Annotated in this window: 12 protein-coding genes; 3 read left to right on the top strand and 9 right to left on the bottom strand. The window is 44.4% G+C overall.

Features of this window, described 5'->3' with window-relative positions; all coding sequences use genetic code 11:
* Window positions 1-6 precede the first annotated feature (6 nt).
* From dnaG to dusB, 5 genes are all read right to left on the bottom strand, one after another.
* Window positions 7-1,992, bottom strand: coding sequence for a DNA primase (gene dnaG / locus GJV22_RS07235; RefSeq protein WP_163710791.1), 1,986 nt, complete (start codon window positions 1,990-1,992; stop codon window positions 7-9).
* A 94-nt stretch (window positions 1,993-2,086) separates the two neighbouring features.
* Window positions 2,087-2,902, bottom strand: a complete 816-nt coding sequence (locus GJV22_RS07230) for a sulfite exporter TauE/SafE family protein (RefSeq protein ID WP_205461762.1) — start codon at window positions 2,900-2,902, stop codon at window positions 2,087-2,089.
* 137 nt (window positions 2,903-3,039) lie between these two features.
* Window positions 3,040-3,369 (bottom strand): YXWGXW repeat-containing protein, encoded by a 330-nt coding sequence (locus GJV22_RS07225; protein ID WP_163710787.1) that lies wholly within the window; start codon window positions 3,367-3,369, stop codon window positions 3,040-3,042.
* Between the two features lie 162 nt (window positions 3,370-3,531).
* Complete coding sequence (locus GJV22_RS07220) at window positions 3,532-3,915, bottom strand: YkvA family protein (RefSeq protein WP_163710784.1); 384 nt, start codon at window positions 3,913-3,915, stop codon at window positions 3,532-3,534.
* Window positions 3,912-4,952, bottom strand: coding sequence for a tRNA dihydrouridine synthase DusB (gene dusB, locus GJV22_RS07215; RefSeq protein WP_238480294.1), 1,041 nt, complete (start codon window positions 4,950-4,952; stop codon window positions 3,912-3,914). Before dusB ends, GJV22_RS07220 begins: the two co-directional genes overlap by 4 nt.
* A gap of 504 nt (window positions 4,953-5,456) precedes the next feature.
* Here dusB and GJV22_RS07210 point away from each other — a divergent pair.
* On the top strand, window positions 5,457-6,422 hold the full coding sequence (locus GJV22_RS07210; protein WP_163710781.1) for a CPBP family intramembrane glutamic endopeptidase: 966 nt from the start codon (window positions 5,457-5,459) through the stop codon (window positions 6,420-6,422).
* A gap of 106 nt (window positions 6,423-6,528) precedes the next feature.
* Here the strand turns inward: GJV22_RS07210 and GJV22_RS07205 are convergent, their stop codons facing one another.
* The 4 genes from GJV22_RS07205 to GJV22_RS07190 form a co-directional block, all read right to left on the bottom strand.
* On the bottom strand, window positions 6,529-7,218 hold the full coding sequence (locus tag GJV22_RS07205; protein ID WP_163710778.1) for a hypothetical protein: 690 nt from the start codon (window positions 7,216-7,218) through the stop codon (window positions 6,529-6,531).
* A 213-nt stretch (window positions 7,219-7,431) separates the two neighbouring features.
* Window positions 7,432-8,424: a quinolinate synthase NadA gene (gene nadA, locus GJV22_RS07200; protein WP_163710776.1), complete on the bottom strand. Its 993-nt coding sequence runs from the start codon at window positions 8,422-8,424 to the stop codon at window positions 7,432-7,434.
* Between the two features lie 182 nt (window positions 8,425-8,606).
* Window positions 8,607-11,819, bottom strand: a complete 3,213-nt coding sequence (locus GJV22_RS07195; protein ID WP_163710773.1) for a glycoside hydrolase family 2 TIM barrel-domain containing protein — start codon at window positions 11,817-11,819, stop codon at window positions 8,607-8,609.
* A gap of 163 nt (window positions 11,820-11,982) precedes the next feature.
* Window positions 11,983-15,222: a TonB-dependent receptor gene (locus GJV22_RS07190; RefSeq protein WP_163710770.1), complete on the bottom strand. Its 3,240-nt coding sequence runs from the start codon at window positions 15,220-15,222 to the stop codon at window positions 11,983-11,985.
* Window positions 15,223-15,982: 760 nt separating this feature from the next.
* On the opposite strand from GJV22_RS07190, the gene GJV22_RS07185 reads away from it, so the two are divergent.
* Both GJV22_RS07185 and GJV22_RS07180 read left to right on the top strand, forming a co-directional pair.
* Window positions 15,983-16,432 carry a hypothetical protein gene (locus tag GJV22_RS07185; RefSeq protein WP_163710767.1) on the top strand — a complete coding sequence of 150 codons (450 nt, stop codon included), beginning with the start codon at window positions 15,983-15,985 and terminating at the stop codon, window positions 16,430-16,432.
* Between the two features lie 60 nt (window positions 16,433-16,492).
* Window positions 16,493-16,828: a PadR family transcriptional regulator gene (locus GJV22_RS07180; protein WP_163710764.1), complete on the top strand. Its 336-nt coding sequence runs from the start codon at window positions 16,493-16,495 to the stop codon at window positions 16,826-16,828.
* Window positions 16,829-16,845: the final 17 nt, after the last annotated feature.

The raw sequence follows: 16,845 nt of genomic DNA, 5'->3' as shown, positions 1-16,845 counted from the left end.
GATGGTTTAAAATACTGTTCGGTTACCTAGTTGTTCGCTCAGGTATTTGGCAACTTTCTTCAGGTTGATATATTGATTTTGTAATTCCATGAGGGCTTCCCAATTTGCATTTTTACCGGCAGTTTGGATCTGAGTTTCGAGTGCGCGTAACATATGACGTACTTTACTCAATTTGTATTCCTGAACGATCTTGGGAACAATCAAGTCCAGAATCTCATGCTCCTCTTCTACAAAAGCACCACCTTTTTTCCAGCGTTTGCTTTCAATGTATTTGTCGGCCAGTAAGTCGGTTGCCAGGTGGCTGATATGAGGGTCGCTGTGGTGAATAAAATAGGATGTTGGTTTAAAATCGGGATTTTCAAGGTTATCGGCAAACAAGGCAAGTACCCTGTTTATTAGTTCATTGTCAGAGCTTAGGCCGTCGTTTTCAATTTCTTCCAGGACAAATTGCCCAACGCTGAACGTAAATTTTTCACCATTTTCATCTTCTTCCTCAAAAACCTCTTCGTTGAAGTATTTCAGCAAAATACGGATAATCTCCCGCTCCTCAATCTCGCAGGTGTACTTGGGTTTGGGAGCTTCGGCAGGTCTGCCCGGCGTCGCATCCAATGCGAAATTAGGTTCTGACTGCGGTTCAAATTGCGGCCGGTAATTGTTATCACGATAGCCCTTGTTGCGAAGATCTTCCGTTTGTTTTTGGATGATTTTGCGCACTTGTGTGTACAAAACTTCCTCGCGAACATCCATGAGACGGCTGCAATCCTGAATGTAGATGGACCGGGTAATGGCATCCGGAACGATCGCTATTGAGCGGACGATATCGTTGACCAGCCGGGATTTTTCAATTGGATCATTGGCTGCGCTTTTCATGAGCAGCTTGGTTTTAAAACGAATGAAGTCGGTTTCGTTCTCTTCAATATAAGCTGTTAGCTGGCTTGAGCTCATGGAACGTGCGAAGGAATCCGGATCTTCACCTTCGGGAAGCAGAAGCACTTTGACGTTGACGCCTTCTTCCAGCACAAGATCGATTCCCCGCAATGACGCTTTGATACCGGCGGCATCGCCATCGTAAAGAATGGTGATATTCGGGGTGAAGCGCTTGATCAGCCTGATCTGGTCGTGCGTGAGGGCAGTTCCCGATGAAGCTACAACATTCTCAATGCCGGCCTGGTGCAACGAAAGTACATCGGTGTAACCTTCCACTAAATAACACTTGTCGTGCCGGGTTATTTCGCGCTTTGCCTGGTAGATACCGTAAAGCACACGGCTTTTGTGGTAAATATCCGACTCGGGAGAGTTGAGGTATTTAGCCGTGTTTTTATCACTTTTCAGCGTTCGCCCGCCAAAAGCAATGACCCGACCGGCTATGTTGTGGATGGGAAACATGACCCGACCTGCAAAACGGTCGCGAACCCAATCGTCCCGTTTAATGGTTAAGCCGGTTCGCTCCAGGTATTCCATTTTGTAACCCTGCTTTTGGGCACTTTGGGTGAAGCTGTCTTTCCCGTCGGGGCAAAAGCCTAGCTCGAATTTTTGGATAATCTCGTCGCGGATGCTACGTTCACGCAAATAACTCAGACCAATAGTACGGCCTTCATCTTCGTGATGCAGGTAGCGGGTGAAATATTTTTGAGCCCAGGCCGAAACGATCATCATGCTCTCGCGATCGTCCTTCTGTTTAATTTGTTCCGGGCTTTCTTCTTCCTCCTTAACGTCGATGTGGTATTTTTTGGCCAGCCATTTCAATGCCTCAGGATACGAAAGTGTTTCGTGCTCCATGATGAAATTGACCGCGTTGCCTCCTTTGCCGCAACCAAAACACTTGAAAATACCCTTGGCCGGCGACACCGTAAATGATGGGGTTTTCTCGTTGTGGAAAGGGCAGTTTCCGAGCATGTTTACCCCACGGCGTTTGAGGGTAACAAATTCGCCGACTACCTCTGAAATCTCGGCAGCATCAATAATTCGATCTATCGTGGCTTGGTCAATCATGAACCACAAAAGTAGCAAAAAATGGCTCTTGATTAGCGACTGTGCAGGTCTCTGAACCGATTTTTAATGTGAGCCGCAAGTTCGCCACTGATTCTTACACCAACAACAAAAAGGCAGACAACGCTGTAAGGACAATCACCGCAGTCCGGTAGATTTTTTCGGGCAGGACTTTGACGAGCTTAATACCTAAAAAAGCACCTAATGCAATTGCCGGGAGGGTGCAGAAGTCAAGGGCGAGTGACTGCCAGCTGATGGTTTTCCAAATGAAAATATGCAAAGGGAATTTACAGTAGTTGACTATGAGAAAGAACCAGGCGGACGTGCCGATGAAACTGTTTTTTGGCAAGTGCATCGCCAACAGGTAAATGGCAAAAATGGGTCCGGCTACATTGCCAATCATGGTGGCAAAGCCTCCCAATATACCCATGCTTGCTGCAAACCACCAACGGTCGGGAAAAAATTGTTTTCCTCTTTTTCGGTCCTGCCAAAGCATCAAGCCAATGCACAGGAAAACCAGAATGGCAATAATGTTTTTGAATTGCTCGTCGTTGACCACTTCGCCGACCCAAAGGGCAAGCCCGATGCCAATAAAGGCCCAAGGAACAATCTTCAACACATACGACCATTGCGCATGGCGGCGGTAATAGAGCACGCCAAACAAATCAGCCATCATCAGGATAGGGAGCAAGACACCGGTTGATTGCTTGCCTCCGAAGATGATTGCCAGGATGGGAACCACGATCATGGAGACACCGGGAACCCCAACCTTTGACATGCCGCTAAGCATGGCACATAGGGCTAACAGAGTTATTTGATACCAACTAAGGTCTGAGAGCAGGAAATCCATTGTTGTTTGTTTCGGTGGGGTAAAGGTAAAAAAGAAGGCCGAACTAAGTCCGGCCTTCTCCATCAATTAAACATTTGAAACAAACAAGCATTGATTAATTTTTGGAAATATGGTAACTGAAAGGTCTCTCTTTCAATATTCCTCTCTTCAATCAATCAACTATCGTTATTCGGTTTCTGGTAAGTTTGAACAACTTACTTCTAGAACCATCTTTTTTTATCAATTCTGTCCCAGTGTCCGGGTACCCATTTCCATCCTCTCGGCACTTCTTTCCAATAGCCGGGGCTCCATTCGTGGTCTTCTTTTGGTGGTACCCATCCGGGAACAACCCAAACATACATTTTATGCTGGCGCGACCATATCCAATGTCCGGGAATGAGCACGTAACCCATTGCCGGCTTGGGTGGCGGAATCATATATTGTTCCGGGGGGCTGGGCTTTTTCTCCACGACCACCTGCGCGCTGCTACTCTGGCTGCTAATCAGCCATCCTGTTATGGTAAAGAACACGATCACGGCAACTTTTTTCATGGGCTCCATCAATGATCTGCTATACAGACCCAAAAACAATGCCACATTGTTTCCGGCGAAAAGACAGAATGTTTAATAAGTGTAAATGTTTGTTGTTAAACGGTCGAACCGAAAACAGGCTTTAAGTTGCCAATAAATTACTTCTTCGGCAAATCTTCTGAATCAAAAAACTTTGTGTTCCAGATCGTGAATGTCTTCTTTCTTCAGACTTTTGAACAGACGCTGCAGTTGCTGAATGGCTTTGATCTTGGTTTCGGGTGTGATGTAGTCGCTGATTTGGTTCAAAACAAAAACGAGCACGCCCAAATCGTCGCTGAAGCCTACCAGCGGTGCAATATCCGGAATCGCATCGGTTGGAAGAATAAAATAGCCTAAAGCGGCTGCGATGGTAATTTTGACTTTGGTGGGTACAAGCGGGTCCTTCATCAGGTAGTAGAGCAAAAATGCGGCATAGATCACTTTTGCACCTGCCTGTTTGGCCATTGTCTGAACTTTCTCTTTAAAAGAGCTTTCAGAAAAATATTTCTTGTATCCCAAATTGGTCATTTAAGACTCATGTTTGTATAATCAACCCGTAAATCGCCGTAGAGTTCAACGATTTCCTGCATAATTTCATCCAAATCATTTCGATTTGCTGCTTGTAACATCTTTATACGGTGATAGCGGAAGTTCGGTACACCCGGAAAATAGCGAGCAAAGTGGCGGCGCATCATCAGGATCGCGCTGACTTCGTTGCCTCTCCATTCGCTGGTTACCTGTAATTGATTTTTTATTTGCTGAATGATTTCCGTGACACTCGGCGGGGGAAGAAGCTCGCCGGTTTTCAGGTAATGTTTGATCTCGTTAAAAATCCATGGGCGGCCAATGGCTCCCCGTCCGATCATTAGCCCGTCGACCCCGCTTATTTTGAGAAGCTCGGCGGCCTTTTCTGGGCCGTTAATATCGCCGTTGCCAATAATCGGGATGTGGATATGTGAACTGTTCTTTACTTCGCCGATCATGGTCCAGTCTGCTTCGCCGGTGTATAACTGGCTGCGTGTTCGTCCGTGAATGGCCAGAGCTGAAATGCCAACATCCTGCAAGCGTTCGGTCGCTTCGAGAATGACTTTCGAGTTCTCGTCCCATCCCAGGCGGGTTTTCGCGGTAACCGGCAACGAAACGTTTTTTACCACTTCAGCAGCCATTTGCTGCATCTTGGGCAGATCTTGCAGCAGGGCAGAACAGGCACCTTTCTTCACGATTTTTTTCATCGGACAGCCAAAGTTGATATCGATAAAATCGGGGCCCATGGCTTCGGCAGCACGGGCTGCACTGGCCATCGATTCAACATCGTAACCATATATCTGAATGGCAATGGGCCGGTCTTCGTCGGTGATTTCCATCTTCATTTTGGTCTTCTCTACATCGCGGATTAATGCTTCGGAGGATACAAATTCAGTGTACATCACATCGACCCCATTTTGTTTGCAAATGTGGCGAAACGACTTGTAAGTCACATCTTCCATCGGAGCCAGAAATAACGGCGTCCCTTCCAATTCAATCGATCCAATCTTCACGTTTTCTTTGCTTTTGTTTCGGTACAAAGATAGCAGTTTATGGCATTGATAGAAAGCAGATAAAATAAGGGAGAACAAGGACTCGGTCTTTTTAAAAGGACCGGATCAGAGCAGTGCTGAAAAATTTTTCGTTGAAAGAATGGCCGACAAGTAACAACGCATTAAAAAATGCCGTAATTTTCATCAGATTATTTGGGTTTAATTTTTAGTGTAGAACTTAAAAATAGAAGCGATGACAAAAGCACATGATGCCAAGAAAAGCGAGAAAAAGGAAGCAACAAAGTCGTTGAAAGAGAAGCGACTTGAAAAGAAGGAAAAGAAAGCAAGTAAGTCGCGGAACTAATTGCTTGCCGAAAATACACGCTTGAAACGGTGCTTCATACGAATCATGAAGCATCGTTTTTTTGTTTTGAGGTTGTAGGAAAGTCTTCCATTCCCGCTGCTTGTTGCCACGATGTTGCCTTTTCGACCTGAAAAAGCCATTTTAATCCCGCTTTCTTTATCTTTGAGATCAAAATAAAATTCCTCAGCATGTCTTTTACAGCTTTCCGCGGAATGGGCTCTGTGTCCCAGTTTTTTATGGCTCTGTTTGTTGTTTTGGTTTGTGTACTTGCGACCCTGGTTGTATCGATTTTGATTGGTATTCCCATTTTTGGTTTCGATAGTTTAATCGGCACGCTTTCGGCCGCCGATCTCAATAACCCGGAGCATATTCTTGTGTTGAAATACCTGCAAACCACGCAATCGGTTGGGATGTTCGTGTTGCCCCCGTTTGTTATTGGGTGGTTGTACGCTGCCGATTATAAAGTCTACCTTTCGATGAAAGGCCCCGTCAAAGGCTACCTATTATTGCTGGCGCTGCTGGCTTTGGTGGTTGTTACGCCTTTTGTTTCGGTCGTTGGTTTTCTGAACCAGGAGATGAGTTTGCCTGATTGGTTGGGCGGGGTTGAAAGCTGGATGCGGGCCATGGAAAATCAGGCGGAGGTAACCATTCAGAAGTTTATTGAAGTGCAGGGTTCCGGTGGTTTGTTGTTCAACCTGTTCATGATTGCGGTTATACCGTCTTTAGGCGAGGAGTTCCTGTTTCGCGGCGTGATTCAACAGATATTTACCAAGATGACCCGCAATTACCACTGGGGCATCTGGATCTCGGCTTTCCTGTTTAGTGCGCTGCATATGCAGTTCTTTGGTTTCGTTCCGCGAATGCTTCTGGGGGCTTTGTTCGGTTATTTTCTGGTTTACAGCGGATCGATCTGGATTCCGGTAACCGCTCACTTTCTGAATAATGCACTTGGCGTGTTTGCCCTGTACTCGGGATCGAACGGCGACAGTGAACTGGAGAAGGTGATTGATCCCGACTTTACTGCCGGAATTGCTTACTATTGGCCGCTTGCAATTGTTAGTTTGATTGTGACCGTCAGCTTGGTTCTTTTGATGAAAAAGCACCGGGTGGCAACTGTTGCCGGCTTAGACGAACCGGATGAGCTAGTGGCTTAACGGCGGTTTACCGTTCAACCTGCAAACGGCTGGAAATGATATGCCGCTGAAAATAAATGTTTCCAAATCTCTTCAACGGCTTCTTTTTTGTGTCGGCTGAACGTGGTTAAAACAAATTGGTTTGCAGTTTATCAGCCTCCATTTTCTTTAATTCTGCGGGACGATACACGTAGGTGACGCCGTAATCGGTGGCCTTTTCACGTTTCACATCTTCTGAAAATACGTTGAATCGTTCTTCGACTTCATTCCAGACTTCCTGAATGAGCTTGTCGGCTTCATCGCGCACCTGGTTCATTTGTTCCGATGCCCGGTTGGTGATATTCTGAAGCATTTTTTGATGGCGGTAAGCTTCGATAAATGATTCGAAGTGTACTTTGACCAGCGCGATCGACGGACTGTAAATCGGACTGCCACCTTTCATGCAGCGCTGCTGTTCCCCTTTAATAATCCGTTCCCCCCATTCCAACACATCTTTTTCGAGGTTGAGGGCAGGCAGGCGTTGCGAATTAACTTCGAGCCCGTAAAAAGCACGGATGTCAGGCTTCATCTCTTCGCGGATGATTGCGAAGGTCATTACCTGAACAAAGTGGCTTAAATATAATTTGGCTTTCTTAAAGATTTCCCCGTATTCGCGGGATTTATCAAACTGGTTTTGTTTGGCGGAATTCAACTGGCGGATCGACCCGGAAAGACGCGGGTAAATGGCCTGAAGTTTTTCTAAGCTCAGGTAGCTAAAAGCCAGGTCTTTCATAGGCACACGTTTCCCTTTTTCCAACGCAGCTTCTATTGCTCGCATCCTGGCCTGATCTGTGTTCGGTAACCTTCTGTACGGCATAATCGCAAAATTTTCTGTTATTACGAAGTTACGAAATCGGGAAAGGGTCTTGGACCGTTCGCAAAAAAACTAATTAACAAATTGCTGTTCAAAACCCTTTGTAACCCATCGCTTTACAAGCTCGTTTAGAGTCAGAATGGGCAAGTGAACACAAAAAGGAGAGGAATTTATCTCTTATTTCGAGATTTCCAACATACGTTTAATTGGTTTCTGCGCTTCTTCGATAATATCTGCAGGGAGCTGTATTTCAGGTTGTTCGTGTTTCATGCAGATGTACAGTTTCTGTAAGTTGTTCAGCTTCATGTATGAACAATCGTTACAGGCACAAGTTGAATCGTTTGAAGGCGCCGGAATAAAGATTTTATTGGGGCAAGCTTTCTTCATTTGGTGCAAAATACCGCTCTCAGTCGCTACAATGAACTTATTAGCCGGGCTATCCTGCACATATTGCAATAACGATGATGTTGAACCAATGTGTTTGGCCAGCAAAAGTACCGGTTTTTCGCATTCGGGGTGAGCAATGAAATCGGCGTCTTTGTGTTGTTCCATCAAGTCGATGATTTTTTCGACTGAATATTGCTCGTGTACCATGCAGGCACCGTCCCAAAGTACCATATCGCGTCCGGTAATGCTATTGAGGTAGTTTCCCAGGTTTTTGTCGGGAGCGAAGATCAACTTAGCATCTTCAGGAAAACTGTTGACGATTTTTACAGCATTCGATGAGGTACAAACCACATCGGTCTCTGTTTTTAAGTCGGCCGTACAGTTAATGTATGAGATGACCTTGTGGTCGGGATATTTGGCTTTAAATTCCTTGAACTTATCAATCGGGGCTGAGTCGGCAAGCGAGCAACCCGCTTTTAGGTCAGGAAGGATCACTTTTTTGGATGGATTGATAATTTTGGCTGTTTCGGCCATGAAATGAACCCCAACAAACACAATCATGTCGGCCTCCGTCTTCTCGGCTTCCTGAGCTAACTGCAAACTATCGCCAACATAATCAGCGATGTCCTGCAAGTCGGCATCAACATAGTAATGGCTTAGGATGACAGCGTTTTTCTCCTTCTTCAAACGGTTGATTTCTTCAACCAATTTGACGGTTGGATCAATTGGTTCAACAATGTGGCCGTTTTGTTCTAACATGATTTGTACCTGTTCTCTTTCCATGTGCTTGTTTCCTTTGCTGAAAAATGTGGGCGCAAAATTACGAATTCCAATTAAAAAAACACATAACCGTCCTAAATGTTTTCTTTTTCAAGGTCTTCAAATTGTGACGAACCTGCGTGTTGGTAAAAAGAAAGGCCCCGAATTCTTTTAGATTTGGGACCTTTTCTTCGAAAGTTAATTTTCTATTTAATCTTGCTTTTGGCGAAGCTTGCCGGAACATCAGCGGCTTGTATTGGTCGAATCCGGAAGGCATATTCATACGCTTTCTTCGTCAAACGATATTGCGGGTGAGTCCAGGCTCCCCAGCTGTTATCGCCGCCAACGCCCATTTGTTTGTAGTTGATGTTGACCGAGGTTAAGTCTCTGTCTTTAACGTCGGTCGTGTGGCGGTTTGTTGGATTTTCATCGGCCGGTTGCTCGCCATCGGTGCGGGTGAGCGATTCAAAATCTTCCATCAGACTGTGATGGGCGCTGATCTCGAACAGCGGCTCTCCGATAAACAGGAGTCCCGTCCCGTCGGCATTGGTTAGACTTGCCCAACGAACATCGGTTTTATTGCCGTTCTCCTGTGGGCGGATGTAGGCCCAATACTGGTCGGCTACTGTACCGGAATACAAGCCGACGGAGGCAGAAGTTTTCCGATCCTGGTAATTTTCTTGCGGTCCGCGGCCAAACCAGCTCATTTGGCTGAATGATCTTGGCATGATAAGGTTCATCCCGATCAAAGGAATTTCAGGCAGGGTGTCGTTGGTCATTTTAAAGTTGTTGTGAATGTCAATGTCGCTCGTGCCGTAAATGGTGTAGGTCGAAGTGTAGTCAGCTATTTTAGCGGTCTGATCTTCGTTCATCAGGTCGTAGTTCGCCGTCACTTTTACCTGCGTTTTAGCTGAATTGTCCAGCTTTACGGAGACGAGTTTGCCTTCCTGTCCTGCTTTTCTCCAAATATGGCTGCGTTTTGGCATGTTATTCCCAAAGTCATTGTCATTTGGAGCACGCCAGAAATTCGCGACGGGTCCTTCTTGCAGCAATTCTGTTTCGCCGGTTCTCAAGCTTTGCAGTCGTCCGGTTTCTTTGTTGAATGTTACTGCAAAGTCCTGTCCGCTGATAACAATTGCCTGGTTGGTTTCGCTGGCGACAACCGGTGGTATTTCGCTTTTGGGAATAGTCATAGCTGCTTTTGATACGGGTAGCTTGAATTGTTCGGTAGCCAGTACTGTTTCAGCAGGAACCAGTCCCTGTTTGGTTTTTGTTTTTGCTGAAAAGTTTACAAAGTACTCCACGCCGGGCTCCGGATCAACCGACACATCTAATTTTATTCGCTTGATTTCTCCGGGGCTAACATTAACGTCCTCCAGTTTGCCGGTTTTTACGATCTTTCCATCAGCCAGGAGCGACCAGCTAATTGCAAATTGATTCAGGTTTGTGAAGACATATTTGTTTTGAATGTCAACGATTCCACTAGTGAGATTCACGGCTTTGAAGCCAATGTTTTGGTACACTTTTTTCACCTCCAGCAACTGAGGTTTGATACTACGGTCCGGGTTAACGATCCCGTTGAGGCAGAAATTGCCTGAAGAGGGAACCGTGTCGGGGCCAAAGTCGCCACCGTATGCCCAGTAGGTTTGCCCTTCTTCGTTTACCTGTCGGATGCCTTGGTCCACCCAGTCCCAAATACAGCCACCTTGCATAATGTCGTAGCTTTCCATCAAATCCCAGTAATCCTGAAAATTTCCGAGGCTGTTGCCCATGGCATGTGCGTATTCACACTGAATCAAAGGTTTGCTACCGTCTTCTTTGGTGTATTTTTCCATCCGCTCCATCGTGGCGTACATCGGACAGTAAATGTCTGTGTTTTCGCCGCCGTGCGCTTGTTCGTATTGCACCGGACGTGTTGAGTCGATTGCCTTCAGGTATTTGTAGGTTTGCATGAAATTAATGCCGTTTCCGGCTTCGTTTCCTAACGACCAAATGATAATGGACGGCTGGTTTTTATCCCGTTCGAACATGTTTTTGGTGCGGTATAAATGGCCTTTAGCCCAGAGACTGTCTTTCGCCAGCGACTCATCTCCGTAGCCCATTCCATGCGATTCAATATTCGCTTCATCGATCAGGTACAAACCGTATTGGTTGCAGAGTTTGTACCACAGTTCTGGTTGTGGGTAGTGAGAGGTACGCACTGTGTTGATGTTGTGTGTCTTCATCAGCTCAATGTCTTTCCGCATAGTCGCCTCGTCAATGACGTGGCCGGTTACATCGTTGTGTTCGTGCAGATTGACGCCTTTGACGTAGATGGGTTTGCCGTTGACCATCAACTGCGCGTTTTTAATTTCGACGGTGCGGAAGCCGACTTGCTGCGAAATGACTTCCACCGGAGAGCCATTTTCTTTTTCAAGACTCAATATTAAAGTATAAAGATTGGGCAATTCGGCACTCCAATGTCGAATGTTCTCAACCGACTCGCTGAAGTTAATAGTCGCTTTGTGATCGGCGAAAGTGACTGGTGCATCCATTGACTTTAACAGTGTTTTGCCATCGAAAAGTTCAGCTGTCAGGTACAGCGGTGTTGTGCCTTCTCCTGAGTTGACAACTTCGGTCTGAACAGATAACAAGCCGTTTTTATAGTTTTCATCCAGGGTTGATGTCACCCGGTAATCGCGGATATGTTGTTTTTCACGGGCTAAAAGATAGATGTCGCGGGTGATGCCACTCATGCGCCAGAAATCCTGATCTTCGAGGTAGCTCGCATCGCTCCACCGGTGAATTTCAATAGCCAAAGTGTTTTTGCCTTTTTTGAGGTAAGAAGAAAGATTGAATTCAGCGGGTGTTTTACTGTCCTCGCTGTAGCCGACAAATTGTTCGTTCACCCAAATCATGACATTGGAGCTTGCTGCACCGATGTGCAGGAAAACTTCTTTGGCGTCCCAGTCAGACGAAATGTTGAAAGTTCGTTTGTAGGAACCAACCGGATTGTAATCTTCCTGAATATAGGGAGGATCGACCTTGAAACCATATCCGGCGCTGACATAAATCGGGTAATCGTATCCCAGCATCTCCCAGTTGGAGGGAACCTGGATTTCATCCCAATCCCGAACGTCGTAGTCATCTTTAAAAAACCAGTAGGGACGTTCCTTCAGATTGTGAGCCAAATGAAATTTCCAACTTCCGTTTAAACTCTGTACAAATGGCGACGACCACAAACTGTCCTGTCTGGCTTCCGCTGCATTGGCAAAAGGGATGAAAGATGCACGGGGAGCTTCTTTATTGATTTGTACAATATTCGGATCGACCCAGGGCTGTGGATTCATTTCCTCGAAAGGAACATGCTCATATTTGCTGACACATGATTGCAAAGCAAGAAGTAAAAGTAAAATGACAGGAACTGGAAAATTTTTCATGAAAGCTTTTTTGTATTACTAAACGATTTGGTTCAGAAGACCAGCTGCAAAATAGCAAGAATGGAGTAGAGCAGTTGTCACAAATTCGTATTATTATAGCACTTAATTAAAAAACCCTCTTCAGCTTCGCCGAAGAGGGTTTTTATATCGATTTGGAATCTTTTTAGAAAATATAGCGCAGCGTTAACTGGGCTTGCCAACGAGAGCTCTGAAGGCCTGCGTCGTCGATCCCCCAGGTATCCTCTCCTCTGGTATTTGTATAAATGTAAGTAGGGGTTGTACCGTTTTGGTAGCCGGCAAATTCCAGTAATGGATAGTTGCCATAGTCTCCAATTGAATAGTAAGTTCTACCCCATTTTTTGTTCAGCATATTTGTGAAGTTGAAGATATCCAGTCCAACCTGGATTTTGTTTTCGCGCGTAGGAGATACCTTAAATTTGAACTCCTGCATGATTTTCAGGTCGATTGTATGTTCGAATGGCATGCGGTCGCCATTTTTTTCGACGAATTTACCACGGCGATCACTCAGGTAGTCATTGCCTTCAATGAAGCTGTTTAGACTTGCCCATTGCTCAGCAGCTGTGCCATAATCTTCATCGTCAACTAAAATAATGTCATTTTGGTTTTCCGGCACATAGACCAAGGTCATGTCGCGGCCGTCAACATTATCACCGATTGGGCCGTCAGTTGAACCATTGTCATATCCGTATGAAAAACGGCTCCCTGATTGTCCGTTGTAGAAGATAGTAAAGGTTGTATTGGCAAATTGACTGTATTCCCATTTGTATGAAACGTTCGCCATAATACGGTGGCCTAAGTCGTATGCAGAATAGCCTAAAGTAAGGTCGTTACGTCCATAGGTGTTTGGTACGCGCCATTGTGAGCTGTTTTGTGATGATTGGCCGTCGTTCAGCGATTTTGCTACTCCGTAGTTATATGCGATAGATGTGTAAAGGCCGTTTGCAAAATCTTTTTCGGCTTGTGCCATGATGTTGAAACTGTGTCCTTTGCTGGTATTATCGCCCAGATAGATACCGGTATAGCTACCTGTTGCGCCGCTGTTACTGTTTACATCGCCTGAAACGTCTTCCCAGATAGCACGATTGTCGCCTGTACCTGTAAGGCTATTGCCTGTTTCTTGTACCAGTAGGTTGTCGTAGATGACGTTGTTTACGTTTTTGGTGTAAGTGACGTCAACTGTTGCGATTATTCCGTTTTCGAATTTCTTGTCCAGTGCAAGGTTTGTTCTCAGCACCTGTGGCATTTTGAAATCTTTCGCGAACAAGTCGATTTGTCCCGAAGGAGCTCCGGTTACCGATGGTTGATCTTGCCAGTCACCGTTAAAAGGAATAACATCTCCGCTGCTGCTTCTTAGTCTCATACCGCCAATCATCATACCGTTGTTGTTGTACGATCCTCCTGGCCATACAAATGGAATACGACTGGTGAACAGACCGACACCACCTCGAAGTTGGAGGGTCTTGTCTCCATTAATATCATAGTTGAATCCAACCCGGGGCGAAAATAACGGCTTTGCATCAGGCATTTGCCCCGTTTTTGCACCAGCGAAATCTGCCCTGTAAGTGTTTTCCAGGTATGGGATCACGTTGTTGTTGAAGTCCGTGTTTTCCATTGGGTCTTCCGTAAAAATTGGGATGTCAACTCGGATACCGTATGTCAGGTTCAGTTTATCGGTAACCTGGTAGCTGTCTTGTGCATAGAATCCCAACTGTAAGAACTTAAATGCAGCGGCAGCGGCAGTGTTATCGCCTGCAATATTATCAACATTCGAGAAACTGCGGTCATACTGATAAGCATTTCCGTTGTTCATAAAGGTTGCTAAGTCGTCGTATGAATAAGAACCGTAATTCTGCCGAATAAAAACATTGAACATGTCGTAATATTCGTGATGCATACCCAAGGTGAAGTTATGGTTACCCGAATAAATATTGAAGTCGTCGGTGAACGTCCATACTTTTTGTTTCAACCGGTTTGCAGTAGAATATTGTTCGCTTCCCAGGTAAATTGCTTCACTACGCAGATACAGGTATGGAAACGGGTCCCCCATAGGATCACGGTTATCGTCCACATTAGTATAACCGATCATCAGCTTATTGGCAAACTTATTACTAAAAAGACTTTTCAATTCCGCTGTAGTCGCGTTTGTTTTTGAGGTGAAGTCAATACCAGAATTCGAAAAGTAAATACGGCTAGAGCTAGAGGTGCTCGGGCTTAAGCTTTTACCATTAGAGTATTGATGGCGAACAGATAATTTGTGATTTCGGCTGATGTTCCAGTCAATTTTTGCAAACACTTTTTCCGCGTCAAGACTTTCTTCGGTTTTTTCGTAAGTGCCTGGATCGTAACCATAATCGTTGATCAACTTTGTTTTTAAAGCATCAACCTCTGCACGGGTTGCTGTTCCTCCATAGTCCGCAAAATCGTATGGTTTAGGCGTTTTATCACGCTGGAGTTCCCCACTTACAAAGAAGAAGACTTTGTTCTTGATGATTGGACCACCCAAGGTGAACCCAGTCGTGTTTGAAGTGAATTTATCCAATCTTTCACGTTCAATATAAGGGTTGTCTGTAGGCGTTTTACCTGCAAGCTTTTCATTGCGGAAATAGTCGAAGACAGATCCTTTGAATTGATTGGTACCGCTTTTGGTTACGGCATTAATACCGGCACCGGCAAATCCACTTTGAGTGACATCATAGGGCGACAAGGAAATAGTTAACTGGTCAATAATGTCCATGCTCATTGGGTTAACACCTATTTGTCCGCCGTTTGTACCATTGCTTGCCAAGCCGAAGACGTCGTTTTGAACAGCACCATCGATCGTGAATGAGTTGTAGCGGCTGTTTTGTCCTGCAATTTCGATTCCTCCATCGGCGTTGATTTTTGCTTGAGGAGTCAAGCGGGCAATGTCACTAATTCCTCTGGTAACTGTAGGCATCGCTTCAATTCGTTCCGCAGAAACAGTTGTTTTTGAACCGGTTGTGTTACCGTCGAACACTCCGCTGGTATTTGCAATGACTAAAACCTCTTCTAACTCTGAAGTATTCTCGCTAATTGTAGCATTAATTTGCAAGGTTTGTCCAAGCGTCAGAAAGATCTCTTTTTTCTCGTATTTGTTGTACCCAACAAAAGAAACGGTTAAGGTGTAAGGGCCTCCCGGGTTCAGGTTCGCCAGGTTGTAAGTGCCCGATTCATTCGTAGTGGTTCCATATTGAGAACCGGTAGGTTCGTGAACCATAACGACCGAGGCTCCAGGTAAAGTCTCGTTGGTCGTTGTTGTTACTTGCCCCCTGATTGCAGAGGTCGTAAGCTGTGAATAGCCCTTGTAGCTAAACAGTGCCATGAAAAAACTTAGGCACATCACAATCCGAAATAAATTTTTCATGTTGATAGTGTTTGTTGTAAGCTTAAAATAAAACATAGAGAGTTTTCTATTTTTATGATAGTGTAAGTGTAAGTTTTCGTGTAATGAAATGTACTTTCAAGTTAAAAAAATTGAAAATCAAAAACTCGTTTAGAACATAGGTTTTTATCAACAGTGCATAAACAGTTAACGGTAGGTTAAGAATGGTTCCGGGTTAATAGGTCAAACAAAATAACTTACTTATAATGAAAGAAATGTTAACTGTTGGTTAAGTCTAGAATCATTTTAAATAACAGTTTATAGCAAACTGGAATCAGATTGATTAAACATTTGTTGCGATTTTGCTAAAGTCTGCCTGTTAATTTCAACATTACATGTTCAAATTGTGGATTCCGAAGGTTGAATTTCAATCTTTTTCAGAGCGAATACACGTCGTAAAACAGGCTTGTTCACTCATTTTTACTTTTACCACCAATTTTTTTTGATTTTACTATAAAGCTTAAAACACAGTAAGACAATGTGGTATATGCTGCGCCTAAAAATAATTTTAAAAAATATACTACTATGTATTGCAAAGTAGTATTTAATGTTTGTATATTTGTATAACCGAATTCAAGGTAAAGAATAGAAATAGTTTAAAAAAAGTTCTATATCAAGTGTAACGAAACGAAAAAACAGTCGTCTTAAAGACAGAAACAGAAAACAAGCAAAGTCTCAAAGCAAAACAAGAAAGAACAATTAAACATCAGGAAAACAAACGAAACAAACAGGAGGCAAGATCATGAAAACTAAAAACGAAAAAACAGAAAACAGGAACAATCAATTATCAGGAGTATTGTTACGTACAGCTGCAGTTTTGGTCAGCGTGGTTCTATTAAGCTTCACCGTAAGCGCACAAGATCTTATTAAAGAATTACTGAGTTACAACAGTTTTGGTAAAATGGCATTAATCATGGTCGATAATTCCGAGACAGAAGAGGCTTCGGAAGCAGCAACCGCTGCTAACTTCGCAATCGAAGAAGAAACCGATGCACCGTTGAATGTTGAAAGTTGGATGACCAATGACACTTATTTCGGTTCAGCCAATGTTTTCACCCAGGTTGAAGAAGAATCACCACTGGAAATTGAAAGCTGGATGACAGACGCCGAATTCTTTACAAGCCGTTATGCTGAAGAACAAGAGAAAGAGTTGGAATTGGAAGCTTGGATGTGCGATTCAAGTTACTTTTAAACGAGCATTGCACGAGGGAATGAAAGAGAAATATATACTGACGAAGAAAGGGGAATAACTATGAAAATTGAGAATACAAAAGCACAAATGCGTAAAGGGGTTTTGGAGTACTGCATCTTGCTGGTGCTGGATGGCAAGCCCCTCTACGCTAGTGACATCATCGACGAATTGAAAAACTCGAAGATGATTGTTGTGGAAGGAACACTTTATCCTTTGTTGACCCGCTTAAAAAACGATGGCTTGCTTGCCTACAACTGGGAAGAATCAACACAAGGACCGCCGCGAAAATATTATGAATTGACCGATGAAGGAAAGCAATTTCTGGAAGGCTTAGGTGGATCGTGGAATGAATTAGTTGATGCTGTTGAAACGATCAAGTCGCGTAAAGCAGTATAAAGAAACAGGAACAAAAC

This window comes from Mangrovibacterium lignilyticum (assembly GCF_010882175.1).
Classification (GTDB): domain Bacteria; phylum Bacteroidota; class Bacteroidia; order Bacteroidales; family Prolixibacteraceae; genus Mangrovibacterium; species Mangrovibacterium lignilyticum.
Note: the sequence above shows the minus strand (reverse complement) of the source record. Positions and strands in the feature narration are given on the sequence as shown.

What these genes read in the sequence shown, in the direction of transcription:
- dnaG (WP_163710791.1), bottom strand. Translation starts at nt 1,992, where the DNA reads ATGATTGACCAAGCCACGATAGATCGAATTATTGATGCTGCCGAGATT.
- GJV22_RS07230 (WP_205461762.1), bottom strand. Translation starts at nt 2,902, where the DNA reads ATGGAGAAGGCCGGACTTAGTTCGGCCTTCTTTTTTACCTTTACCCCA.
- GJV22_RS07225 (WP_163710787.1), bottom strand. Translation starts at nt 3,369, where the DNA reads ATGAAAAAAGTTGCCGTGATCGTGTTCTTTACCATAACAGGATGGCTG.
- GJV22_RS07220 (WP_163710784.1), bottom strand. Translation starts at nt 3,915, where the DNA reads ATGACCAATTTGGGATACAAGAAATATTTTTCTGAAAGCTCTTTTAAA.
- GJV22_RS07210 (WP_163710781.1), top strand. Translation starts at nt 5,457, where the DNA reads ATGTCTTTTACAGCTTTCCGCGGAATGGGCTCTGTGTCCCAGTTTTTT.
- GJV22_RS07205 (WP_163710778.1), bottom strand. Translation starts at nt 7,218, where the DNA reads ATGCGAGCAATAGAAGCTGCGTTGGAAAAAGGGAAACGTGTGCCTATG.
- nadA (WP_163710776.1), bottom strand. Translation starts at nt 8,424, where the DNA reads ATGGAAAGAGAACAGGTACAAATCATGTTAGAACAAAACGGCCACATT.
- GJV22_RS07195 (WP_163710773.1), bottom strand. Translation starts at nt 11,819, where the DNA reads ATGAAAAATTTTCCAGTTCCTGTCATTTTACTTTTACTTCTTGCTTTG.
- GJV22_RS07190 (WP_163710770.1), bottom strand. Translation starts at nt 15,222, where the DNA reads ATGAAAAATTTATTTCGGATTGTGATGTGCCTAAGTTTTTTCATGGCA.
- GJV22_RS07185 (WP_163710767.1), top strand. Translation starts at nt 15,983, where the DNA reads ATGAAAACTAAAAACGAAAAAACAGAAAACAGGAACAATCAATTATCA.
- GJV22_RS07180 (WP_163710764.1), top strand. Translation starts at nt 16,493, where the DNA reads ATGAAAATTGAGAATACAAAAGCACAAATGCGTAAAGGGGTTTTGGAG.